Raw genomic sequence first — 20897 nt, forward strand, 5'->3', positions numbered from 1 at the left:
CTAGAGACGCCTCGCCTTGAGGGAACGTTCGCGCTGCCTGGACCAGATCCACTTCTGGGCCAGCAGCGTGAGCGCCCCCGCCACCACGATGCCCAGCAGGTTCAGCAGGAGCTGTTTCGTGGAGCCCCAGGTCTGCCCGGTGTCGCCGTAGCTCAGTGCGACGGCCGCGTTGGCGGCGGCCGGGACCGTCGTCACGGAGATGGCGACTCCGACGAGGGCGCCCGACTTGGCGGAGGTCAAGGACAGCGTGCCGGCGGCTCCGGCGAGGACCGCCACGACGAAGGAGAACCAGTCGGGGGCGTAGACGAAGCCGGTGTTGGGCCGGGCGCCCTCCAGCTGCTCCTCGCTGAACAGGCCGACCGCGTCCATGAACAGGCTGAACCCCGCCGTCACGGCCATCGCCACCGCGAACCCCACCAGCAGCGCGGTCAGCGAGCGCAGCGCCAGCCGGGGCGCCCGCTGCACCAGCGCCGTGGCGATCCCCGCCAGCGGTCCGAACTCCGGACCCACCGCCATCGCGCCCACGATCAGGATCGCGTTGTCGAGCACCACACCACAGGCGGCGATCACGGTGGCCAGCGTGATGAACGCGAGATAGGTGATCGACAGCGTCGACTCCTCGTGCGTGGCCTCCGTCAGGTGCTCCCACAGCACCGCGTCCGCGCCCTCGCCCGGGGCCTCCGCCTCGGCCTTGTCGGCCCGCTTGGACAGCGACAGGTCGATGCTCTCGACGGCGATGGAACCGGTGCTCTCAAGGCCCAGTTCCTGGAGTGCGCTGAGGAGTTCGTCCGCCGCCTCGCGCGCGACGTCGCACATCACGACGTCCCCTGCGGGATTGCGGGCGGCACCCGGTATGACGACGAGGTGCGTGGTGCCGACCGTCCCCTCGATCAGACGTACCACCTCCGCCGTCCGCTCGGTGGGGGTGATCAGGCGCAGATGAAGCATGCCCGCAGGGTAGCCGTCAGAGTTTCCGCAGGCTCAGCCGCTGCACTTTGTGGTCCGGGCCCTTGCGCAGTACCAGGGTGGCGCGGCCGCGGGTGGGGGCGATGTTCTCCACCAGATTGGGCTTGTTGATGGTGCGCCACATGGTGCCGGCGTAGTCGAGGGCCTCCTCCTCGGAGACCTGGGTGTACTTGCGGAAGTACGACGAGGGGTCCTGGAAGGCGGTCTCGCGCAGCTTGCGGAACCGGTTGAGGTACCACTGCTCGATGTCCTCGGTGCGCGCGTCGACGTACACGCTGAAGTCGAAGTAGTCCGCGAGGCCGACCCGGGTGCGGCCGTCCTTGCCGGGCAGGGCGGGCTGGAGGACGTTCAGCCCCTCGACGATCAGGATATCCGGGCGGCGCACGGTGAGCTTCCGGCCGGGAACGATGTCGTAGATCAGGTGGGAGTAGACCGGCGCCGTCACCTCGTCCTTGCCGGCCTTGATGTCGGCGACGAAACGGGTGAGCGCGCGGCGGTCGTACGACTCGGGGAAGCCCTTGCGCGCCATCAGGCCCCGCGCCTGCAGTTCCCGCGTGGGCAGCAGGAACCCGTCCGTCGTCACCCGCTCGACCCGCGGGTGCTCCGGCCAGCGGGACAGCAGGGCCTGGAGAAGACGGGCCACGGTGGACTTCCCGACGGCGACGGAGCCGGCCACCCCTATCACGAACGGCGTCCCGGACTGGGAGCCCTGCTCGCCGAGGAAGGTGTTCAGGGCGCCGCGGAGGCCGTCCGTGGCGCCGACGTAGAGATTGAGCAGCCGGGACAGCGGGAGGTAGATGTCCCGCACCTCGTCGAGGTCGATGACGTCACCGAGACCGCGCAGCTTCTCCACCTCCTCGGCGGTCAGCGGCAGCGGCGTCTTGTCGCGCAGCGCACTCCACTCGGCACGGGTGAGGTCGACGTAGGGAGTCGCCTCCGGCCTGGGCCGGTGGGCGCTCCGGGGCATCGAGGAGACCGGAGAGATCACAGTCCATTGTTAACGGAGTTTGAACGGGGTGGGGGGTGGGCTGCGTCACGTGTGCCCGCCCGCTCTGCCTCTCGTGGCTCCCCGGCGGAGTCACGGTCGGATACCAAGTGATGGTCCAGTTGATCATCTGTGCCCATGCTGTGCGTAAAGTGCGCGTAAAGTACGGCAGTTGGTTTCCGCAGGCCTGCAGAGAAAGAGTCTCCCTTCGATGAGAAACGTCGCCGTCCGTCGCACCGCACTCGCCGCATCCGCCGCCGCCCTCGCTCTCCTCGCCACCGCCTGCGGCGGTTCCTCCGACGGTGGGGACAGGGCCGGTGACGGCAAGACCGCCCAGGCGGACAAGACGGCCTCGGCCACTCCCTCCCAGACGGCCTCCGCCGCTTCCGCCAAGGCGCTGACCGCCGCCGAGCTGGAGAAGGCCGCGCTCACGCAGGCGGACGTCAAGGGCGGGAAGGTCATCACCAAGGTCCCGGCGAAGGACGACATCGCGCAGGACACGGTGAAGACGGACGAGGCGGCCTGCGCGCCGCTCGCGTACCTGCAGGCCGGGACGTATGTCGGCACGCCCTCGGCCACCGTGAAGCGGGAGTGGACGGGTGACTCGAAGAAGCCCGCCGCGGGCGCGAGTGCCGAGGACACCATGCTCGCAGCCCTCGACCGGGCCAGGGTCGTGGTGACGCTGGCCTCCTACGGACACGGCAGCGCGGCGAAGGCCTTCGCAGACCTCAAGACGGCCGCGACGAAGTGCGCCGGCGGTTTCGCCTTCACCGTCGGGAGCGACAAGACCAAGGTCGACAAGGTCACCGGGACGGCCGCGCCCCAGGGCGCCGATGAGGCGCTGGCGCTGACCAGCCTCGTGGATGCCGATGAGGGCATCAAGGCCCCGGTGAAGGGCGTCGTCGTCCGCAAGGGCGCCACCCTCGCGTACTTCCCGGCCATCAACCTCGCCGCCGCCGCCACGGGCAAGGATTTCGACTTCCCCGCGGAGATCGTCGAGGCCCAGCTCGCCAAGCTCGGCTGAGCCGCCGAGGGAACCACCCCACCGGGGCCGTTCGTACCCCGGTGGGAATTTCCGATTTCGGGCACGCGAGGGCGGGTATCGGCGGCTGTCGGACCGTAGGCTGCGGATCATGTGCGGAATCGTGGGTTACGTGGGATCGCAGTCGGCGCTCGACGTCGTGATGGCCGGGCTGAAGCGGCTGGAGTACCGGGGCTACGACTCGGCGGGCGTCGCCGTGCTCGCGGACGGCGGGCTGGCCGCTGCGAAGAAGGCCGGGAAGCTGGTCAACCTGGAGAAGGAGCTGGTCGACCGGCCGCTGCCGACCGGCACCACCGGCATCGGGCACACCCGGTGGGCCACCCACGGCGCGCCGAACGACCCCAACGCGCACCCGCACCTCGACAACGCGGGCCGCGTCGCCGTCGTCCACAACGGGATCATCGAGAACTTCGCGCTGCTGCGCGCAGAGCTGGAGGAACGGGGCCACACCCTCGCCTCCGACACGGACACCGAGGTCGTCGCCCATCTGCTCGCCGAGGAGTTCTCCGCGACCGCCGACCTCGCGGAGTCGATGCGGCTGGTGTGCCGGCGCCTGGAGGGCGCGTTCACCCTGGTCGCGGTGCACGCCGACGAGCCCGGCGTGGTCGTCGGCGCGCGGCGCAACTCGCCGCTGGTCGTGGGCGTCGGCGAGGGCGAGGCCTTCCTCGCCTCGGACGTCGCCGCGTTCATCGCCCACACCCGGTCCGCGATCGAGCTGGGCCAGGACCAGGTGGTGGAACTGCGCCGCGACGGCGTCACGGTCACCGGTTTCGACGGCCGGCCCGCCGACGTGCACTCGTACCACGTCGACTGGGACGCCTCGGCCGCCGAGAAGGGCGGCTACGACTACTTCATGCTCAAGGAGATCGCCGAGCAGCCCAAGGCGGTCGCCGACACGCTCCTCGGTCGTATCGACGCGGCTGGTTCACTGCGCCTGGACGAGCTGCGGATCTCGCCCGCCGAACTGCGCGAGGTCGACAAGGTGGTGATCGTGGCCTGCGGGACCGCCTTCCACGCCGGGCTGATCGCCAAGTACGCCATCGAGCACTGGACGCGGATTCCCTGCGAGGTGGAACTGGCCAGCGAGTTCCGTTACCGGGACCCCATCCTCGACCCCCGCACCCTGGTCATCGCCATCTCCCAGTCCGGCGAGACCATGGACACCCTGATGGCCCTGCGGCACGCCCGCGAGCAGGGCTCCAAGGTGCTGGCGATCTGCAACACCAACGGCTCGACGATTCCCAGGGAGTCGGACGCGGTCCTGTACACGCACGCGGGGCCGGAAGTCGCGGTGGCGTCCACGAAGGCGTTCCTGACACAGCTCGTCGCCTGCTACCTGGTGGCCCTGTACCTGGGCCAGGTGCGCGGCACCAAGTGGGGCGACGAGATCCACGTCGTCATCCGCGACCTGTCGAGGATCTCCGACGAGGTCGAGCGGGTCCTGGAGACCATGGAGCCGGTACGCCGGCTGGCGCGCTCCCTCGCCGACAAGAACACGGTGTTGTTCCTGGGCCGGCACGTCGGCTACCCGGTCGCCCTGGAAGGCGCCCTCAAGCTCAAGGAGCTGGCGTACATGCACGCCGAGGGCTTCGCCGCGGGCGAGCTGAAGCACGGGCCGATCGCACTGATCGAGCAGGACCTGCCGGTGGTCGTGGTGGTGCCCTCGCCGCGCGGACGCTCGGTCCTGCACGACAAGATCGTCTCCAACATCCAGGAGATCCGGGCGCGGGGCGCGCGCACGATCGTGATCGCGGAGGAGGGCGACGAGGCGGTCGTCCCGTACGCCGACCACCTGATCAGCATCCCGGCGACCCCGACCCTGCTGCAGCCGCTGGTCGCGACGGTGCCGTTGCAGGTCTTCGCGTGCGAGCTGGCGACCGCCCGGGGCAACGAGGTGGATCAGCCGCGGAACCTGGCGAAGTCCGTCACGGTGGAGTAGGGGATCCTTCTCGACCTGGGTGCCGCCCCGGGCCCGGATGACGCGGGTCCGGGGCGGCACGGGGGTCAGCCGCGGGCGAGCCGGGCGCGGCGGTAGGCCCGGTGGGTGTGGCGGTCGGCTCCACGACCACGCGGAAGCCGTCCAGGACGGTCAGGACGCGGCCCCCGTCGGGGCGGGTGGTCATCGCGGCGCAGGCGTCCTACCGCACGGTGACCGGGCCGCCGGGCAGCACCAGGTACCTCATCGCCTGGGACCTCGACCGTGACGACTGGCGCACCTTCCGCGTCGACCGCGTACGCCCCCGCACCCCGACCGGCCCGCGCTTCACCCCACGCTCTCTCCCCGGCGATGACGTGGCCGCGTTCGTCACCGGCCGATTCCGAGGGACTGACGGCTCCACCACCGACTGGCCCTGCCGCGGCGAAGTCGTCCTCGGTCTCCCCGCACAGGCTGTGGCCCCCTTCGCGCAGGACGGAATCGTCGAGGAACTCGGCCCCGGCCGCTGTCGCCTCACCCTCGGCTCCTGGTCGTGGACCGGCCTCGCCGCCGCTGTCGGGCGCTTCGACACCGACATCCAGGTCATCGGCCCACCGTAACTGACCAGTGCGTTCGGGGAACTGGCCGCGCGCTACGCCAAGGCGGGCGGCGGAGCATCCGAGACGTAGCCGGGGGTTCTTCTCGTCCACGGCACGAGCGGGACGGGGGGGGAGGAGGTGGCCTGCTCCAGGCCCCACCGGCCCGGCGTCTCAGATTTCCGGCATGGTCAGCCACGTGCTGATGCGGGCCAGCGCGGAGGGGCCGGAGTCCGAGGCGACGTCCTGGACCAGATCGGCGATCGAGACCGCGCGCAGGGCTTCCCGCCAGGCCGTGTCCGCGGCGGTCATCGCGCGGGCGATCGGGCAGGGCGCGGTGCACGACTCGGCCGGGGCGGCCAGCGGGCCACGCTGGCGGATCTCCGTGCAGGTGAACGCCTGGCCGGGGCCGTCGACCGCTTCGACCACATCGAGCACCGTGATCGAGGCGGGTTCCCGGGTGAGCACGTAGCCGCCCGACTTGCCCTGGACCGAGCGTACGAGCCCGGCCCGGGAGAGCGCCTGCAGCTGTTTGGCCAGATAGCTCGGCGAGACGTCATGCAGTTCCGCCAGCCTGGTCGCGGGCACGGGCTCCTCGACCGACGTGAGCACGACGCAGCAGTGCAGGGCCCACTCGACTCCGCCGGACATCTTCACTCGCCCACTCTAATCAGACCGCTTGACTCGGACAATTCGTGTCCGTGTATAGTCTCGGACAGATCATGTCCGAGTTTGGTGCAAGGCGCGCCCGCGTAGGGGTTCATATGCCATATTGCGGACATACTTTCGACGAAAGGCGTGTCATGAAGTTCGCAGTCATCGGCGGTACCGGCCTGATCGGGTCACAGGTCGTCAAGGACCTGAACGCCGCCGGGCACGAGGCGGTACCGCACTCGCAGTCCACCGGAGTCGACGTCATCAGCGGCCAGGGACTGGACGGGGCGGTGGACGGAGCCGACGTCGTCGTCAACCTGACGAACTCCCCGACCTTCGACGAAGCCTCCCCGGCGTTCTTCCAGACCTCGATGGGCAACCTTCTGGCCGCGGCCCGCAAGGGCGGCGTCGGCCACTTCGTCATCCTCTCGATCGTCGGTGTGGACCAGGTGCCGGAGCTGGACTACTACCGGGCCAAGGCGCTCCAGGAGAACATCCTCGCAGGCGGGTCGATCCCCTACTCGATCGTCCGGGCGACGCAGTTCATGGAGTTCATGGACGCCGTCATGTCCTGGACCGCGGAGGGCGACACCGTCCGGCTGCCCGCCACGCCGATCCAGCCGATCGCCTCGAAGGACGTGGCCGCGGCGGTGGCGGAGGTGGCCGCGGGCGCCCCGCTGAACGGCATTCGCAACATCGCCGGCCCCGAGATCTTCAACCTGGACGAGCTGGGCCGGATCACCCTGTCCCACAAGGGCGACAACCGCACCGTCGTCACCGACCCCACTGCCGGCATGTTCGCCGTCGTCAAGGGCGACGTCCTCATCGACAGGGACGCCCACCTCGCCCCCACTCGCTACACCGACTGGCTCTCCTGACCCCCGCGCGACAATTGGGCGCCATTTGACGGTCATTCAGGGATGGTTCCGTGAGGGTGAGAATGCAAAAGAAAGGCAGGTCCGGGCACCCCATTCCGTGCGAGTGCCCGAACCTGCCCTGAGTGAGGCTCAGTGCCGGAAGACGTCCTTGGTCTTCTCCTTGGCCTCGCGGGCGTCGCCGCGCGCCTGCTCCATGCGGCCCTCGGCCTCCATGCGTTCGTTGCCGACGGTGCGGCCGACGGTCTCCTTGACCTTGCCCTTGGCCTGCTCAGTCTTGGCCTGCGCCTTCTGGTTCTCAGCCATGGGTGTCACATCCCTACGTCGTCACGGCGTTCGGTGACGTTCGGATTGCCCTCGTCGTGACGCGTAAACGTCACAGTAATGCGCTGTGCCGTGCACGCGGATTCGCGGCGAACCAATCAGAATTCCACTGGAAGCCCCGAAGAAACCCGGGTTCTTCGATGCGTGCCGAGCCGTCGACGGGGAACCCGCTCCGCCGGAGGTTGATGAAACATGGTTCCCTTGATTCTGGTTCTTCTTCTGGCCCTGATCCTTTTCGGTGCGGGTTTCGCCTTGAAGGCGCTGTGGTGGGTTGCCGTCATCGTGCTGGCGGTGTGGCTGCTGGGCTTCGTCGTCCGCCCGGCGAGTGGCGGTCGACGGGGTCGCTGGTACCGCTGGTAGCGGCGCGCGTCGACACGCGTCCAGGGCCCCGGCCGTGTCCGGGGCCCTACGTGTGTCCGCCGACGGACCCTGTCGTCCGCTCGGTGCTCACATAGGAGTGGGAAGGGTGAAAAGGTGCGTACCTCCCTGCTGTCAGGGCATCCGTGGCCCGTCGGGCGCCGGTGCGCCAATCGGAACCAGCGGCCTCCAACCCGGCGCCCGGCCTTGGGGTCGTCGCGCGACGAAGGGGCGGTCGGTGCCGCATAGGGTGCCCCGCATGAGCATCATCGGAGTCGGCATCGACGTGGCCGAGATCGACCGCTTCCGGGCTGCGCTGGAGCGTACCCCCGGGCTGGCCGAACGGCTCTTCCTGGAACGCGAGTTGTTCCTGCCGGGCGGTGAGCGGCGCGGGATCGCCTCGCTGGCCGCGCGGTTCGCGGCGAAGGAGGCGGTGGCCAAGGCGCTGGGCGCGCCGGGCGGGCTGCACTGGACCGACGCCGAGGTGTACGTCGAGGACAGCGGTCAGCCCCGGTTGCGCGTGACGGGCACGGTCGCGGCCCGCGCGGCCGAACTCGGCGTGCGGTTCTGGCACGTGTCGCTCAGTCATGACGCGGGTGTCGCGTCGGCGGTGGTCGTCGCCGAGGGATAGCAGCGTCGATCCCGGCCCTCCTCGGATCGGGGGCCGGGCGACTCCCGCGCCCTTCGTCATGGTGTGGGCGCGGTGGGGGAGACTCGGCCGTATGCGTACTGCGTACAGCGTGGAGACGGTGAGGACGGCCGAGCGTGCGCTCATGGCCCGGCTTCCGGAGGGGGCGCTCATGCAGCGCGCCGCCGCCGGACTGGCCGCGGCATGCGCCCAGTTGCTGGGGCGGGTGTACGGCAGCCGGGTGGTGCTGCTGGTCGGCAGCGGGGACAACGGCGGCGACGCCCTGTACGCCGGGGCGCGGCTCGCCCGGCGCGGGGCCGGGGTGACGGCGGTACCGCTGTCACCCGAGAGGACCCACCAGGGCGGGCTCGCGGCCCTTCGCAGGGCGGGCGGTACGGTCGCGGACCCCTCTGACGCCGCCGAGGAGGTGATCCGGGCCGCCGACCTCGTCGTCGACGGGATCGTGGGCATCGGCGGCAAGGGCGGGCTCCGGCCCGACGCGGCACGGCTCGCCGCGCTCGCCGACGCCTCGCGCGCGGTCGTCGTGGCCGTGGACCTGCCGAGCGGTGTGGAGGCCGACAGCGGGGAGGTGCGGGGGGACGCCGTACGGGCGGACCTCACCGTGACCTTCGGTACGCACAAGCCGGCGCTGCTGATCGATCCGGCGCGGGAGTACGCCGGTTCCGTACGGCTCGTCGACATCGGGCTCGAACTGCCCGAGGAGGCCGAGGTGGAGGCGTTGCAGCACGCGGACGTGGCCGCGCTGCTGCCAGTGCCGCGCGCCGAGAGCGACAAGTACCGGCGGGGCGTCGTCGGCATCGCCGCCGGGTCCGCGCGCTATCCCGGAGCGGCCGTGCTCGCCGTCTCGGGGGCGCTGCGCGGCGGGGCCGGGGCCGTGCGGTATGTGGGACCCGCCGGGAGCGCGGTGATCGCCCGCTTCCCGGAGACGCTGGTCTCCGACCGGGGGCCCGCCAAGGCCGGGCGGGTGCAGGCCTGGGTGGTGGGTCCCGGCGCGGGCGACGACGCGGCGACCGTGGCCGAGGTGTTGGAGGCGGACGTACCCGTCCTCGTCGACGCGGACGGGCTCAGGCTGGTCGACCGGGACGCCGTACGCGCCCGTACGGCACCGACGCTGATGACCCCGCACGCGGGCGAGGCCGCCGCGCTGCTGGGCGTGGCGCGCGAGGAGGTCGAGGGCGCGCGGCTCGCGGCGGTACGGGAGCTGGCGTCCCGCTACCGGGCGACCGTCCTCCTCAAGGGCTCGACGACGCTGGTGGCGGACCCCGACGGCGGCCCGGTACGCGTGAACGCCACCGGCACGCCGTGGCTGGCGACCGCGGGCAGCGGAGACGTGCTGTCCGGCCTGTCGGGGTCGCTTCTCGCGGCCGGCCTCGCGGCCCGGGACGCGGCGAGCGTGGCGGCCTACCTGCACGGCTTGGCGGGCCGCTACGCGGCGGACGGCGCGCCGGCGGGGGCGCACGACGTGGCCAACGCCATTCCCGAGGCATGGCGGGACGTGCGGGCGGGCTGAGCGGGTGGGCCCCGATGGGCCCTGGACGGGCCTGGAGGGGCGTGGACCGGCCTGGATGGGCGTGGACGGGTCTGGAGGGGCGTGGACGGGACCCGGGCCGGGCCCGGTCGAGGGACGCCGACTGCGGGAACGCTACCCGCCGGTACCGTCGTCCCCGTGCCGTCCGGCCCCTCTGAGACACTGGGGCGCGATGGAACGTATCGAGACAGCACCCCTGCGTGCCCGCGCCGAGATCGATCTGGCGGCCCTGCGGGCGAACGTGCGTGCCCTGCGCGCCCTCGCGCCCGGCGCGGCCCTGATGGCCGTCGTCAAGTCGGACGCGTACGGCCACGGGGCCGTGCCGTGCGCCCGCGCGGCCCTCGAAGCCGGCGCCGAGTGGCTCGGCACGGCCACGCCCGAGGAGGCCCTCGCCCTGCGCGAGGCAGGGGTGCCGGGTCGCGTCCTGTGCTGGCTCTGGACCCCCGGCGGTCCCTGGCAGCGTGCCCTCGAGGCCGACGTCGACGTGTCCGTCAGCGGCCTGTGGGCCCTCGACGAGGTGCGCGCGGCGGCCGCCGCCGCGGGCGTGCCCGCCCGGGTCCACCTCAAGGCCGACACCGGCCTGGGCAGGAACGGCTGCCAGCCCGGCGACTGGCCGGAACTCGTCGCCGAGGCCCTGCGCGCCCAGGCCGACGGCCTGGTCACCGTCGTCGGCGTGTGGTCCCACTTCGCCTGCGCCGACGAACCCGGCCACCCCTCCGTCCAGGCCCAACTGACCCGCTTCCGCGAGATGGTGGCGTACGCCGAGCAGCAGGGCGTGCGCCCCGAGGTGCGGCACATCGCCAACTCGCCCGCCACGCTGACCCTGCCCGAGGCCCACTTCGACCTCGTACGCACCGGAATCGCGATGTACGGCATCTCACCGAGCCCCGAACTCGGCACCCCCGCCGACCTCGGACTGCGCCCGGTGATGACCCTGAAAGCGTCGCTCGCCCTGGTCAAGCAGGTCCCCGGCGGCCACGGTGTCAGTTACGGCCATCTGTACACCACCCCCGGCGCCACCACCCTCGGCCTGGTCCCGGTCGGCTACGCGGACGGCATCCCGCGCCACGCCTCCGGTACGGGACCGGTCCTGGTCGACGGCAAGCTGCGTACCGTCGCGGGTCGGATCGCCATGGACCAGTTCGTCGTGGACCTGGGTGGCGACGAGCCCCCGCCCGGAACCGAGGCGGTCCTCTTCGGCCCCGGCGACCGGGGCGAACCCACCGCCGAGGACTGGGCACAGGCGGCCGGAACCATCGCTTACGAAATCGTGACCCGGATCGGAACCCGCGTCCCGCGCGTCTACGTAAAGGTGAACGCGTAACAAGATGGGTAATCCACACGGGTGAGCCGGGGCAGACGTACGGCTGAACGGGCGGGGAGCCCGGCACGAAGGAGCGGGACGTGAGCGAGAGCAGTGCGGAGACGGCGGGGGCCGTCGCCGGCGCGACCGTCGCTGCCGCCGGCAACTGGCGTCTCGCCGGTCTCGCCGGCGCCGCGATAGGCGTGGTCGCGGCGGGTGCCGCGGCCGGCGTCGCGATCGAGCGGATGACGGTCGGCCGCGGCATGCGCAGGAAGGCCCGGCTGGCCCTCGACTCGGCCGGGCCGTACGGCACCCTCCGCGGCATCCCCGGAAAGGCGTACGCGGACGACGGCACCGAGCTGTACTACGAGGTCGACGACGTCGAGCCGGAGCGGATCCCGGCGCAGCGCCGCCGCCGGCTCTTCGGACGCAAGGCCCCGGCCCCGGTCACCGTCGTCTTCAGCCACGGCTACTGCCTCAACCAGGACTCCTGGCACTTCCAGCGGGCCGCGCTGCGCGGCGTCGTCCGCACCGTGCACTGGGACCAGCGCAGCCACGGCCGCTCCGGGCGGGGCATGGCGCAGGCCGACGGTACGCCGGTCTCCATAGACCAGCTCGGCCGCGACCTGAAGGCCGTGATCGACGCGGCCGTGCCCGAGGGGCCGATCGTGCTCGTCGGCCACTCCATGGGCGGCATGACCGTCATGGCCCTCGCCGACCAGTACCCGGAACTGATCCGCGACCGGGTCGTCGGCGTCGCCCTCGTGGGTACGTCGTCCGGGCGGCTCGGTGAGGTCAACTTCGGACTGCCCGTCGCGGGCGTCAACGCGATACGCCGCGTCCTGCCCGGAGTGCTGAGGGCACTCGGGCAGCAGGCCGAGCTGGTGGAGAAGGGACGCCGGGCCACCGCCGACCTGTTCGCGGGGATCATCAAGCGGTACTCGTTCGCGTCCCGGGACATCGATCCGGCCGTCGCCCGGTTCGCCGAGCGGATGATCGAAAGCACGCCGATCGACGTGGTCGCCGAGTTCTACCCGGCCTTCACCGACCACGACAAGACCAAGGCGCTCGCCCGCTTCGCCGACCTTCCGGTGCTCGTCCTTGCCGGCGTGCAGGACCTGGTCACCCCGAGCGAGCACAGCGAGGCGATCGCCGATCTCCTGCCGGACGCCGAACTGGTGCTCGTGCCGGACGCCGGGCACCTGGTGATGCTGGAGCACCCCGAGGTCGTCACCGACCGCCTCGCCGACCTCCTGATGCGCTCGGGAGCGGTCCCCGCAGGGGCTACCGTGGGGGGCTATGGAAGCACCAGCACCAGCACCGCACAGCCCGGCTGAGGCCCCCACGCCGGACGTCACCGTCGAGCTCACCGTCACCTCCCCCGAACAGATGCAGGAACTGGGGCGCCGGCTGGCCAAGCTGCTGCGCGCCGGCGACCTCGTGCTGCTGAACGGCGAGCTGGGCGCGGGCAAGACCACGCTGACCCGCGGGCTCGGCGAGGGCCTGGGGGTACGGGGAGCGGTCACCTCGCCGACCTTCGTGATCGCCCGCGTGCACCCCTCCCTCGGGGACGGCCCGCCGCTGGTCCACGTGGACGCGTACCGGCTGGGCGGCGGCCTGGAGGAGATGGAGGACCTCGACCTCGACGTCTCGCTGCCGGAGTCGGTGGTCGTCGTGGAGTGGGGCGAGGGCAAGGTGGAGGAGCTGACGGAGGACCGCCTGCACGTGACGATCCACCGGGCGGTGGGCGACACGACGGACGAGGTCAGGCATGTGACGCTCGCGGGGTTCGGGAACCGCTGGGCGCAGGTGGACCTGGGGGCGCCCCTTTGACGGCTGCCGGACCCGTGCACCATGCGGGTAACGTCCCGACAAGGCGTCGGCAAGATATTGCGCCGTGGGCATCCGGCGTGGTCACATGGTCGGAAGGACCGTGGTCAGGTCTGCCTAACCCTGTCGCCCCCGCGACACCAGGAGGCGTCCATGCCGGCTTCAGAACGCGACGAGGCGCAGCCGCGCGTGGTGCCCGGGCCGGGCAACGTGTCGATGAAGGATCTGCTCGCGTCGTGCGCCGCGGCCAAGGCGGTCTCGACCCCGCCGAGGGACCCGGCGCCCGACAGGCTCCAGCCGGCTCCCGTGACCGAGGACCGGCGCAGGGCCGCGTAGGGCGTGGCGTCCGCTACGTGACGACGACCGCTACGTGACGACGGCCGCTACTTGACGACGACCACCTTCTGGTTGATCGTCGCGAACTCCCACATCGCCATGCCGTCCGCACGCCCCTCGCGGATACCGCCCAGCTTCTTCGACGCGTCCGGTTTCGGCGTCGAGCCGTCCACGGCCGCGCTGAAGCCGAACACCACGCCGTCGCTCAGTGCGAACCGCACGACGTGTTCCACCTGCTTGCCGTCCGAACCGGTCCCGGCCGCGGTCCGGGACGTCACCGCGTACGTGCCCGGGGCCGGGTCCACCGTGCCCGGCATCACGGTGAAGGTCCGCTCCACCTTGTTGTCCGTGCCGACCAGCCACACCCGGTCGTCGGCGAGCGAGTACACCACCCGCTCCCCGGTGCCGGAGCCCCCGGGCAGCGCCGCCGGGCGCGGGTCCCGCGGGGCCTTGGACGCGCCGGCCCCCGGCGACTTCTTCACCTGCGGCTTGCCCAGCGTGTCGGGCACGTGCGCCGACGCCTGGTAGGCGAGGAAACCGACCGCGGCGACGGCCGCCACGGTGAGCCCGGCCACGAATCCCGAGCTGCTCCTAGCCACCCTTGCCCACCTCTCGACACCGTGCACGCGCTTGCGTCGCACACCTTTGCTGTGACGGTAGCAGCAGCCGCGGTGGGGACCGGCCCGGCCGTGCGAGGGGCGCGGGAGCCGTAGGCTGTTTGCGTGCTCTTGCTCGCTCTGGATACCGCCACCCCCGCCGTGACCGTCGCGCTGCACGACGGCACGTCCGTCGTCGCCTCGACGAGCCAGGTCGACGCCCGGCGGCACGGGGAACTCCTGCTGCCCGCCGTCGACCGGATCCTCGCCGAGGCGGGCACCCGGCTCGACGCCGTCACCGACGTCGTCGTCGGCGTGGGCCCCGGCCCGTACACCGGGCTGCGGGTCGGCCTGATGACCGCCGACACGTTCGGACTCGCGCTCGGCGTGCCCGTCCACGGCCTGTGCACCCTCGACGGCCTCGCGTACGCCTCCGACCTGACCGTGCCCTTCGTGGTCGCCACGGACGCCCGCCGCAAGGAGGTCTACTGGGCGCGCTACGACGACGCGCGCACCCGTGTCACCGAGCCCGCCGTCGACCGTCCCGCCGAGATCACCGAGAAGGTCGCGGGCCTGCCCGCCATCGGCGCCGGCGCACTGCTGTACCCGGACACCTTCCCGGACGTCCACGAGCCCGAGCACGTCTCGGCCGCCGCCCTCGCCTCCCTGGCCGCCGAGAAGCTCGCCAAGGGCGAGGAACTGCCCGCTCCACGTCCGCTGTACCTGCGCCGCCCCGACGCACAGGTGCCCAAGAGCTACAAGGTGGTCACGCCCAAGTGACCGAGCCCGTGACCCCGCCCGAGACGCCCCGGCTGCGCGAGATGCGCTGGTGGGACATCGACCCCGTGCTGGAGCTGGAGAAGGACCTCTTCCCGGAGGACGCCTGGTCGCGGGGCATGTTCTGGTCCGAGCTCGCGCACTCCCGTGGCCCGGAGGCCACCCGCCGCTACATTGTGGCCGTCGAGGGAGTGCGCATCGTCGGCTACGCGGGACTGGCCGCCCAGGGCGAGCTCGCCGACATCCAGACCATCGCCGTGGCCCGCGACCGCTGGGGCACGGGACTCGGCGGGCGGCTGCTGACCGAGCTGCTGCGCGCCGCGACCGCGTTCGAGTGCGCCGAGGTGATGCTCGAGTGCCGGGTCGACAACGTACGCGCGCAGAAGCTGTACGAGCGCTACGGCTTCGAGGCCATCGGGTTCAGGCGCGGCTACTACCAGCCGGGGAACGTGGACGCCCTGGTGATGCGCCTGACCACCACGCCCGACGGCGACTTCGCCGCGGGGTCCGAAACTGTACGAGGAACCGAGATCAATGGCTGACCAACCCCTGGTCCTGGGGATCGAGACGTCCTGCGACGAGACCGGCGTCGGCATCGTCCACGGGACCACCCTCCTCGCGGACGCCGTCGCCTCCAGCGTCGACGAGCACGCGCGCTACGGCGGGGTCGTCCCGGAGGTCGCGTCGCGTGCCCATCTGGAAGCGATGGTGCCGACCATCGAGCGCGCGCTGAAGGACGCGGGAGTCTCCGCGAAGGACCTGGACGGCATCGCGGTCACGGCCGGACCGGGGCTGGCCGGCGCCCTGCTGGTCGGCGTCTCGGCGGCGAAGGCGTACGCGTACGCGCTGGGCAAGCCGCTGTACGGCGTCAACCACCTGGCCTCGCACATCTGCGTGGACCAGCTGGAGCACGGCGCGCTGCCGGAGCCGACGATGGCGCTGCTGGTCAGCGGCGGCCACTCGTCGCTGCTGCTGTCCACGGACATCACTTCGGACGTACGGCCGATGGGTTCGACGATCGACGACGCGGCGGGCGAGGCGTTCGACAAGATCGCGCGCGTGCTGAACCTCGGCTTCCCGGGCGGCCCGGTCATCGACCGGTACGCCAAGGAGGGCGACCCGGAGGCGATCGCGTTCCCGCGTGGTCTGACCGGCCCGCGCGACCCCGCGTACGACTTCTCCTTCTCCGGTCTGAAGACGGCCGTGGCCCGCTGGATCGAGGCCAGGCGCGCGGCGGGGGAGGAGGTGCCGGTCCGTGACGTGGCGGCGTCCTTCCAGGAGGCGGTGGTGGACGTGCTGACCCGCAAGGCGGTGCGCGCCTGCAAGGACCAGGGCGTCGACCATCTGATGATCGGCGGCGGAGTCGCGGCGAACTCCCGCCTGCGCGTCCTGGCCCAGGAGCGGTGCGAGGCGGCCGGCATCCGCCTGCGCGTCCCCCGCCCCAAGCTCTGTACGGACAACGGCGCGATGGTCGCCGCGCTGGGCGCGGAGATGGTCGCCCGGGGCCGTGCGGCGTCGTCCTGGGATCTGTCGGCGGACTCGTCGCTGCCGGTGACGGACCCGCATGTGCCGGGCAACTCGCACGACCACGACCACGTGCACGAGGTGAGCAAGGAGAACCTCTACTCGTGACGGTCGCGCTGATGTGGGAGGCCCGGGCGGTCGCCGGCCGGGGCGAGGAACTGCTGGCCTGGGCCCGTGTCCAGGAGCTGACGCCCCCGCCCCTGCGCCGCGAGACCTTCCGGGCCCCACAGGACCGCGTCCTCGTCATCACCTGGTGGGACGCGGAGTTCACCGCCGATCTCCCGGAACTGCCCGAGCCGGACGGGGGGTTGGTCACCCGGGCGGTGCACCGATGGCGGTTCGAGTCGGTGACGGCGGACTGACGGACCTCAACTCCCGTATCTTTCGGAATCTTTCGGGTGGTGCGTCGAATCTTCCGGGCATACGATCCCGCGCATGACTCCCGCCCAATCCGCCGGCACGAACGGAGCGCGGCGCCCCGCCCGGACCGCCACGCTCGCCGAGATGGCCCGTGAGGCCGGGGTGTCGGCGCCCACGGTGTCCAAGGTGCTCAACGGCCGGGCCGACGTCGCCCCGGCGACCCGCGCCCGCGTCGAGGAGCTGCTGCGCGCCTACGGCTATCGTCGGCGCCGGGCCGAAGCGAGCCGTGCGCCGCTGATCGACCTCGTCTTCCACGAGCTGGAGAGCTCCTGGGCGATGGAGGTCATCCGGGGGGTGGAGAACGTGGCGCGCGGCGCGGGGCTGAGCGTGGTGCTGTCCGAGAGCGCGGGACGGCTCACCCCCGGCCGTACCTGGGCCGACCAGGTCGCCGCCCGCTGCCCGCACGGTGTGATCCTCGTTCTGTCCGGCCTGGACGCGTCCCAGCGCGCGCTGCTGACCAGCCGTTCCGTCCCGTTCGTGGTCATGGACCCGGCGGGCGACCCGGGCGACGACGTGCCGTCCATCGGCGCCACCAACTGGCACGGCGGCCTGGCCGCGACCCGGCATCTGATCGAGCTGGGGCACACCCGGATCGGCGCCATCAGCGGGCCCGGGCGCATGATGTGCAGCCGCGCGCGGGTCGACGGCTACCGGGCGGCCCTGGAGACCGCCGGGCTGCCCGTGCATCCGGACCTGGTCCGGACGGGGGACTTCCACCACGAGGCGGGCTACCGGCTCGGCCGCGAACTGCTGTGCCGCCCGGACCGGCCGACGGCTCTCTTCGCGGGCAACGACCTCCAGGCGCTGGGGGTCTACGAGGCGGCGCGCGAGCTGGGGTTGCGCATTCCGGAGGATCTCAGCGTGGTCGGGTTCGACGACCTGCCGGTGGCTCGCTGGGTGGGGCCGCCGTTGACGACCGTACGGCAGCCGCTCATGGAGATGGCGGAGGCGGCGGCACGGCTGGTGCTGGACCTCGGCCGTGAGGAAGCGCCCACGGCGGCGAATCGCATCGAGTTGGCGACCAGCCTGGTGGTGCGCAGCAGCACCGGGGCGCCGCCCGCATGACCGACCGGGCCATGCCGACCCGGAGTTGACGTGTCGACGTCCGAAACTTTCGACACCCTCCCGCAGGGACACCGGACTGAGGGCGGGGTGAGAACGTGAGATTTTCTGAAGAATGCCGCTCCGCCGTCTCTGCTCGCAATAATTCGGACTTATGTTCCTCCGGGTGGCTTAAGCTGACACGCACGGGGACGGGGACGGTGACGGGGGCGTGGGAAGACGCGGCGGTCGGCGGACACGGCTGATCAGATTCGTCGGCGCGGTGATCGCGTGCGGCGTCGTCCTCACGGCCGCCGGGGCGGCCTGGGCGTACTGGCATCTCAACCACAACATCAAAAGCGTCGACATCGACCGTGCGCTGGGCACCGACCGCCCGGCGCGGCCGACGCCCTCGCCCTCCGCGTCCGCCTCACCCCTGCCGAGCGGCGCCCTGAACATCCTGGTCCTGGGCTCCGATTCGCGCTTCGGCAAGCAGAACGCCGCCCTCGGCGGGGGCGACGTCTCGGGTGCCCGTTCGGACACGGCCATGGTGGTGCACATCGACGCGGGCCGCACGAAGGCCACCGTGGCCAGCATCCCGCGCGACACCCTCGTCACCCGGCCGTCGTGCCCGTTGGCGTCGGGCGGCAGGACGGCGGTGGCGTACGGGGTGATGTTCAACACCGCCTACGAGCTGGGCGGTCCGGTCTGCGCGATCAAGACGGTCGAGTCGGTCACACGGATCCGCATCGACCACTTTCTGGAGATCGACTTCTCGGGATTCGCCAAACTGGTGGACGCGCTGGGCGGCGTGACGGTGACCACGGAGCAGGACATCGACGACGACAAGAGCCATCTGAACCTGAAGGCGGGCGTCCACCACCTGAACGGCACCCAGGCCCTGGCCCTGGCCCGCACCCGGTACGGCATAGGCGACGGCAGCGACCTCGGCCGCATAGCTCTTCAACAGAAACTGGTGAAGGCGCTGCTGGACCAGCTGGCCTCGACGGATCTGCTCACCGATCCCGCGGAGCTGTACCGGGTCGCCGACGCGACCACCGGCAGCCTGACCACGGACACGGGCCTGGACTCGCTGCCGGAGCTGACGCGTCTGGGCGAGAGCCTGAGGGGTCTGCGGTCGAAGAACGTGACGACGGTGATGATGCCGGTGGTGCCCGCTCCCTCGGACGCCAACCGGGTGGTGGCGAAGGAACCGGCGGCGAGCGAGCTGTGGGCGTCACTGCGGTGAGGACGGCCCGGAAAAAAATCCTCGAAGAAAATCCGCGGGCCGTGTCGATCCACGGTGCGGTCGTTCGACGTAAGGGGTGTGAGGCCGGGAACAGCCCGGCCGTCGTACCCGAGGAGTCACCATGCCGCGTTACCTGTCGATCGTGCGCGTCGACGAGACCACCGCGCCCGCTCAGGGCCCCAGCCCCGAGCTGATGCAGCGGATGGGCGAGCTGATCGAGGAGATCACCAAGGCCGGGGTCATGCTCGACACCGCCGGGCTCACGCCGGCCGCCCAGGGCGCCCGGGTGCGCTGGGAGGGCGGGAACCTGTCCGTCACGGACGGCCCGTTCACCGAGTCGAAGGAGGTCATCGGTGGCTACGCGCTCATGCAGTGCAAGGACAGGGCCGAGGCGATCGAGTGGGCCAAGCGGTTCGTGAAGGTGCACGAGGAGTACTGGACGATCACCTGTGAGGTCCGGGAGATCGCCGAGGCGTGAGCGACGCTTTGCGTCCGCCCGCCGGGGGTGTTGCATGGTGGGCTGTGGAACAGCAGCCCGCCGCCCCTGCCCCCGACGGCCCGGTCGGCGCCATCGAGACCGTCTTCCGGATGGAGTCCCCGCGCGTCATCGCCGGTGTCGCGCGGATCGTCCGGGACGTCGGGATCGCCGAGGAGCTGGCGCAGGACGCCCTGGTCGCCGCGTTGGAGCAGTGGCCGCGGGACGGCGTGCCCGACAACCCGGGCGCCTGGCTCATGGCCGCCGCCAAGCACCGCGCGATCGACCTCGTGCGCCGCCGGGAGAGGTACGCACGCAAGCTGGAGGAGGTCGGGCGGGACCTCGAGACGGCGCCGTACCACGTGGACGTGCCGTCCGACCCGGACGACATCGACGACGACCTGCTGCGGCTCGTGTTCACCGCCTGCCACCCGGTACTGTCCGCCGAGTCCCGCATCGCGCTCACCCTGCGGCTGCTCGGCGGGCTGACCACGGCCGAGATCGCGCGCGCGTTCCTCGTGCCGGAGGCCACCGTCGCGCAGCGCGTCGTCCGCGCGAAGCGGACGCTCGCGACGAAGGGCGTCGCCTTCGAGGTGCCGTACGGTCCCGAGCGGGATGCCCGGCTCGGGTCCGTGCTCGAGGTCATCTACCTGGTCTTCAACGAGGGGTACGCGGCCACGGCCGGCGACGACCTGCTGCGCCCCGCCCTGTGCGAGGACGCCCTGCGGCTGGCCCGGGTGCTGGCCGAGCTGATGCCCAAGGAGCCCGAGGTGCACGGGCTGGCCGCGCTGCTGGAGTTCCAGGCCTCCCGCACGGCGGCCCGCACCGGGCCGGACGGCGGGCCCGTGCTGTTGAAGGACCAGAACCGGGCGCGCTGGAACCGTCTGCTCATCGCCCGCGGCATCGCCGCCCTGGGCCGCGCCGACGCGGTCTCCCCCAAGCTCTCGGCTTCGCTCGAGCAGGAGGGACCCCCATCGCGGGCCCCTGGCCCGTACGTCCTGCAGGCCGCGATCGCCGCCTGCCACGCACTCGCACACACGTACGAGGAGACGGACTGGGCGCGTATCGCCACCCTGTACGGTCTGCTGGCCGCCCGCTTCCCGTCACCCGTCGTCGAGCTGAACCGCGCGGTCGCCGTCTCCATGGCCGAGGGACCGGGCCCGGCCCTGGAGATCGTCGACCGGCTGGCCGCCGAACCAGCCCTGCGCGGCTACCACTTGCTGCCGAGCGTCCGCGGCGACCTGCTGGACCGGCTCGGGCGCACGGCCGAGGCACGCGAGGAGTTCGTCCGGGCCGCCGCCCTCGCCCGCAACGAACGGGAGCGTGAGCTGCTCACGGCGCGCGCGGAGGACTGCCGCTAGTGCTGTGGCCGGAAAGGTTCACCGGCTCGCGGCGTCCGGCACGGCACCTCGCCGCGTTGTCGCATCGCCCGAGTACATCCGGTACGCGGGCGAC

23 protein-coding genes and 1 pseudogene are annotated in these 20897 nt (G+C 71.8%); 19 read left to right on the top strand and 5 right to left on the bottom strand.

Features of this window, described 5'->3' with window-relative positions; all coding sequences use genetic code 11:
- Complete coding sequence (locus ACZ7L1_RS23035) at positions 1-948, bottom strand: DUF389 domain-containing protein (RefSeq protein WP_471439702.1); 948 nt, start codon at positions 946-948, stop codon at positions 1-3.
- Between the two features lie 16 nt (positions 949-964).
- Complete coding sequence (gene coaA / locus ACZ7L1_RS23040) at positions 965-1933, bottom strand: type I pantothenate kinase (RefSeq protein WP_471439704.1); 969 nt, start codon at positions 1931-1933, stop codon at positions 965-967.
- A gap of 229 nt (positions 1934-2162) precedes the next feature.
- On the opposite strand from coaA, the gene ACZ7L1_RS23045 reads away from it, so the two are divergent.
- The 3 genes and pseudogenes from ACZ7L1_RS23045 to ACZ7L1_RS23055 all read left to right on the top strand — a co-directional run.
- A complete protein-coding gene (locus tag ACZ7L1_RS23045; RefSeq protein ID WP_471439706.1) occupies positions 2163-2975 on the top strand; it encodes a hypothetical protein in 813 nt (270 codons plus the stop codon).
- A 109-nt stretch (positions 2976-3084) separates the two neighbouring features.
- On the top strand, positions 3085-4932 hold the full coding sequence (gene glmS, locus ACZ7L1_RS23050) for a glutamine--fructose-6-phosphate transaminase (isomerizing) (protein WP_471439707.1): 1848 nt from the start codon (positions 3085-3087) through the stop codon (positions 4930-4932).
- 236 nt (positions 4933-5168) lie between these two features.
- A pseudogene (locus ACZ7L1_RS23055) lies at positions 5169-5528 on the top strand (helix-turn-helix transcriptional regulator); the annotation flags it as partial.
- A 150-nt stretch (positions 5529-5678) separates the two neighbouring features.
- Here the strand turns inward: ACZ7L1_RS23055 and ACZ7L1_RS23060 are convergent.
- Positions 5679-6155: an RrF2 family transcriptional regulator gene (locus ACZ7L1_RS23060; RefSeq protein ID WP_471439752.1), complete on the bottom strand. Its 477-nt coding sequence runs from the start codon at positions 6153-6155 to the stop codon at positions 5679-5681.
- A 152-nt stretch (positions 6156-6307) separates the two neighbouring features.
- Here ACZ7L1_RS23060 and ACZ7L1_RS23065 point away from each other — a divergent pair, with 152 nt between their 5' ends.
- Positions 6308-7036, top strand: a complete 729-nt coding sequence (locus ACZ7L1_RS23065) for an SDR family oxidoreductase (RefSeq protein WP_471439709.1) — start codon at positions 6308-6310, stop codon at positions 7034-7036.
- Positions 7037-7165: 129 nt separating this feature from the next.
- On the opposite strand, the gene ACZ7L1_RS23070 is transcribed toward ACZ7L1_RS23065, so the two are convergent.
- A complete protein-coding gene (locus ACZ7L1_RS23070) occupies positions 7166-7339 on the bottom strand; it encodes a CsbD family protein (RefSeq protein WP_103837522.1) in 174 nt (57 codons plus the stop codon).
- 210 nt (positions 7340-7549) lie between these two features.
- On the opposite strand from ACZ7L1_RS23070, the gene ACZ7L1_RS23075 reads away from it, so the two are divergent.
- From ACZ7L1_RS23075 to ACZ7L1_RS23105, 7 genes are all read left to right on the top strand, one after another.
- Positions 7550-7717, top strand: coding sequence for a hydrophobic protein (locus tag ACZ7L1_RS23075; protein WP_471439711.1), 168 nt, complete (start codon positions 7550-7552; stop codon positions 7715-7717).
- Between the two features lie 256 nt (positions 7718-7973).
- On the top strand, positions 7974-8345 hold the full coding sequence (locus ACZ7L1_RS23080) for a holo-ACP synthase (protein WP_471439713.1): 372 nt from the start codon (positions 7974-7976) through the stop codon (positions 8343-8345).
- Between the two features lie 91 nt (positions 8346-8436).
- Positions 8437-9873, top strand: a complete 1437-nt coding sequence (locus ACZ7L1_RS23085) for an NAD(P)H-hydrate dehydratase (RefSeq protein ID WP_471439715.1) — start codon at positions 8437-8439, stop codon at positions 9871-9873.
- A gap of 190 nt (positions 9874-10063) precedes the next feature.
- Positions 10064-11215: an alanine racemase gene (alr, locus tag ACZ7L1_RS23090; RefSeq protein ID WP_471439717.1), complete on the top strand. Its 1152-nt coding sequence runs from the start codon at positions 10064-10066 to the stop codon at positions 11213-11215.
- Between the two features lie 80 nt (positions 11216-11295).
- On the top strand, positions 11296-12531 hold the full coding sequence (locus tag ACZ7L1_RS23095) for an alpha/beta fold hydrolase (protein ID WP_471439719.1): 1236 nt from the start codon (positions 11296-11298) through the stop codon (positions 12529-12531).
- On the top strand, positions 12494-13027 hold the full coding sequence (tsaE, locus tag ACZ7L1_RS23100; RefSeq protein ID WP_471439720.1) for a tRNA (adenosine(37)-N6)-threonylcarbamoyltransferase complex ATPase subunit type 1 TsaE: 534 nt from the start codon (positions 12494-12496) through the stop codon (positions 13025-13027). Before ACZ7L1_RS23095 ends, tsaE begins: the two co-directional genes overlap by 38 nt.
- A 150-nt stretch (positions 13028-13177) precedes the next feature.
- Positions 13178-13360, top strand: a complete 183-nt coding sequence (locus ACZ7L1_RS23105) for a hypothetical protein (RefSeq protein WP_471439722.1) — start codon at positions 13178-13180, stop codon at positions 13358-13360.
- Between the two features lie 47 nt (positions 13361-13407).
- Here the strand turns inward: ACZ7L1_RS23105 and ACZ7L1_RS23110 are convergent, their stop codons facing one another.
- Positions 13408-13959: a hypothetical protein gene (locus ACZ7L1_RS23110; RefSeq protein ID WP_471439724.1), complete on the bottom strand. Its 552-nt coding sequence runs from the start codon at positions 13957-13959 to the stop codon at positions 13408-13410.
- A gap of 123 nt (positions 13960-14082) precedes the next feature.
- Between ACZ7L1_RS23110 and tsaB the strand changes: the two genes are divergently transcribed.
- The 8 genes from tsaB to ACZ7L1_RS23150 all read left to right on the top strand — a co-directional run bounded on the left by tsaB (position 14083) and on the right by ACZ7L1_RS23150 (position 20803).
- Positions 14083-14736: a tRNA (adenosine(37)-N6)-threonylcarbamoyltransferase complex dimerization subunit type 1 TsaB gene (tsaB, locus tag ACZ7L1_RS23115; RefSeq protein WP_471439726.1), complete on the top strand. Its 654-nt coding sequence runs from the start codon at positions 14083-14085 to the stop codon at positions 14734-14736.
- 8 nt (positions 14737-14744) lie between these two features.
- Positions 14745-15275 carry a ribosomal protein S18-alanine N-acetyltransferase gene (gene rimI / locus ACZ7L1_RS23120; RefSeq protein WP_471439753.1) on the top strand — a complete coding sequence of 177 codons (531 nt, stop codon included), beginning with the start codon at positions 14745-14747 and terminating at the stop codon, positions 15273-15275.
- Positions 15268-16365 carry a tRNA (adenosine(37)-N6)-threonylcarbamoyltransferase complex transferase subunit TsaD gene (gene tsaD / locus ACZ7L1_RS23125; RefSeq protein WP_403613301.1) on the top strand — a complete coding sequence of 366 codons (1098 nt, stop codon included), beginning with the start codon at positions 15268-15270 and terminating at the stop codon, positions 16363-16365. The genes rimI and tsaD overlap by 8 nt, the downstream gene beginning before the upstream one ends.
- A complete protein-coding gene (locus ACZ7L1_RS23130) occupies positions 16362-16619 on the top strand; it encodes a hypothetical protein (RefSeq protein WP_471439727.1) in 258 nt (85 codons plus the stop codon). The genes tsaD and ACZ7L1_RS23130 overlap by 4 nt, the downstream gene beginning before the upstream one ends.
- A gap of 73 nt (positions 16620-16692) precedes the next feature.
- A complete protein-coding gene (locus tag ACZ7L1_RS23135; protein ID WP_471439729.1) occupies positions 16693-17742 on the top strand; it encodes a LacI family DNA-binding transcriptional regulator in 1050 nt (349 codons plus the stop codon).
- Positions 17743-17950: 208 nt separating this feature from the next.
- The gene (locus ACZ7L1_RS23140; protein ID WP_471439731.1) at positions 17951-18967 is read left to right on the top strand and encodes an LCP family protein; all 1017 of its coding nucleotides are present in this window, start codon (positions 17951-17953) and stop codon (positions 18965-18967) included.
- A 121-nt stretch (positions 18968-19088) separates the two neighbouring features.
- Complete coding sequence (locus ACZ7L1_RS23145) at positions 19089-19445, top strand: YciI family protein (RefSeq protein WP_471439732.1); 357 nt, start codon at positions 19089-19091, stop codon at positions 19443-19445.
- A gap of 44 nt (positions 19446-19489) precedes the next feature.
- Positions 19490-20803, top strand: coding sequence for an RNA polymerase sigma factor (locus tag ACZ7L1_RS23150; RefSeq protein WP_471439734.1), 1314 nt, complete (start codon positions 19490-19492; stop codon positions 20801-20803).
- Positions 20804-20897: the final 94 nt, after the last annotated feature.

The sequence above is a fragment of the Streptomyces sp. NPDC107546 genome, from assembly GCF_055639175.1.

Coding starts and splice junctions, on each gene's coding strand:
- ACZ7L1_RS23035 (WP_471439702.1), bottom strand. CDS start 948: ATGCTTCATCTGCGCCTGATCACCCCCACCGAGCGGACGGCGGAGGTG.
- coaA (WP_471439704.1), bottom strand. CDS start 1,933: ATGCCCCGGAGCGCCCACCGGCCCAGGCCGGAGGCGACTCCCTACGTC.
- ACZ7L1_RS23045 (WP_471439706.1), top strand. CDS start 2,163: ATGAGAAACGTCGCCGTCCGTCGCACCGCACTCGCCGCATCCGCCGCC.
- glmS (WP_471439707.1), top strand. CDS start 3,085: ATGTGCGGAATCGTGGGTTACGTGGGATCGCAGTCGGCGCTCGACGTC.
- ACZ7L1_RS23060 (WP_471439752.1), bottom strand. CDS start 6,155: ATGTCCGGCGGAGTCGAGTGGGCCCTGCACTGCTGCGTCGTGCTCACG.
- ACZ7L1_RS23065 (WP_471439709.1), top strand. CDS start 6,308: ATGAAGTTCGCAGTCATCGGCGGTACCGGCCTGATCGGGTCACAGGTC.
- ACZ7L1_RS23070 (WP_103837522.1), bottom strand. CDS start 7,339: ATGGCTGAGAACCAGAAGGCGCAGGCCAAGACTGAGCAGGCCAAGGGC.
- ACZ7L1_RS23075 (WP_471439711.1), top strand. CDS start 7,550: ATGGTTCCCTTGATTCTGGTTCTTCTTCTGGCCCTGATCCTTTTCGGT.
- ACZ7L1_RS23080 (WP_471439713.1), top strand. CDS start 7,974: ATGAGCATCATCGGAGTCGGCATCGACGTGGCCGAGATCGACCGCTTC.
- ACZ7L1_RS23085 (WP_471439715.1), top strand. CDS start 8,437: ATGCGTACTGCGTACAGCGTGGAGACGGTGAGGACGGCCGAGCGTGCG.
- alr (WP_471439717.1), top strand. CDS start 10,064: ATGGAACGTATCGAGACAGCACCCCTGCGTGCCCGCGCCGAGATCGAT.
- tsaE (WP_471439720.1), top strand. CDS start 12,494: ATGGAAGCACCAGCACCAGCACCGCACAGCCCGGCTGAGGCCCCCACG.
- ACZ7L1_RS23105 (WP_471439722.1), top strand. CDS start 13,178: ATGCCGGCTTCAGAACGCGACGAGGCGCAGCCGCGCGTGGTGCCCGGG.
- tsaD (WP_403613301.1), top strand. CDS start 15,268: ATGGCTGACCAACCCCTGGTCCTGGGGATCGAGACGTCCTGCGACGAG.
- ACZ7L1_RS23135 (WP_471439729.1), top strand. CDS start 16,693: ATGACTCCCGCCCAATCCGCCGGCACGAACGGAGCGCGGCGCCCCGCC.
- ACZ7L1_RS23145 (WP_471439732.1), top strand. CDS start 19,089: ATGCCGCGTTACCTGTCGATCGTGCGCGTCGACGAGACCACCGCGCCC.